Source organism: Bradyrhizobium sp. 76 (genome assembly GCF_023073025.1).
GTDB lineage: Bacteria > Pseudomonadota > Alphaproteobacteria > Rhizobiales > Xanthobacteraceae > Bradyrhizobium.
On sequence record NZ_JADPIS010000150.1, the window covers coordinates 1 to 954 of the forward strand.

A 954-nucleotide genomic window follows, 5' to 3' on the forward strand; every position below is an offset into this window, starting at 1 on the left:
CTATGAGGCGCCGCGGGGCGAGATCGAGATCGCGCTGGCGCAGATCTGGGCCGAGCTTCTGGGCCTGGAACGTGTCGGCCGGCACGACAACTTCTTCGAACTGGGCGGCCACTCGCTGCTCGCGGTGCGGTTGTTGAGCCGGGTCTCGCAGGTTGTTGGCGTCGCCCTGCCGCTGAGCACGCTGTTTGCGAAACCGGTGCTGGCCGATCTGGCCGCGAGCCTCGTGGATGAGTTGAGCCGCTCCGGTCCACAAGAGCTGCCGGCCATTGTGGCTGTGTCGCGCGAAGAGCCGCTTGCGCTGTCCTTTGCGCAGGAGCGGCTGTGGTTTTTGGCGAAGCTGGATCAGAGCGGCAGGAGCTATCACATGCTGCTGGCATGGCGGTTGCGGGGTGAGCTCGACCGCACCGCATGGCAGCGCAGCCTCGACCGGTTGTTGGCGCGTCATGAGGCGCTGCGGAGTGTCTTTGTCGCGCCGGAGGGCAAGCCCTGGGTTGAAGTTCTGCCGCCGGGTGCGGGGCTGCCAGTGGTGGAGCGCGATCTTCGCGACAGGCCGGAAGCCGAGGCGGCGCGGTTGGATCTGTGCTATGAAGAGGCACGCACGCCCTTCGATCTTGCGCGCGGCCCGCTGATCCGGGCGTGTCTGATCCGGATGTCGGATGATGAGCACGTGTTCCTGCTGACGCAGCATCATATTGTCTCGGATGGCTGGTCGCTGGGCGTGTTGGCGCGTGAGCTCAGTCACCTGTACCGCACGTTTGTGGCTGGACAAGAGGACCCGCTGCCGCCGCTTGCGATCCAGTATCCGGACTATGCCGCCTGGCAACGGCAGTGGCTGTCGGGCGAGCGGCTCTCGATCCAGGCGGAGTATTGGCGCAGCAACCTGTCGGGCGCACCGGCCCGTCTGGCCTTGCGGACCGACCGGCCGCGGCCGGCACAGCAGTCGTTTGCCGGGGC

At 66.9% G+C, this 954-nt stretch carries 1 protein-coding gene; it reads left to right on the forward strand.

Features of this window, described 5'->3' with window-relative positions:
* Window positions 1–954, forward strand: a 954-nt coding sequence (locus tag IVB48_RS40460; RefSeq protein WP_247408843.1) for a condensation domain-containing protein, incomplete at both ends; no start/stop codon positions are given.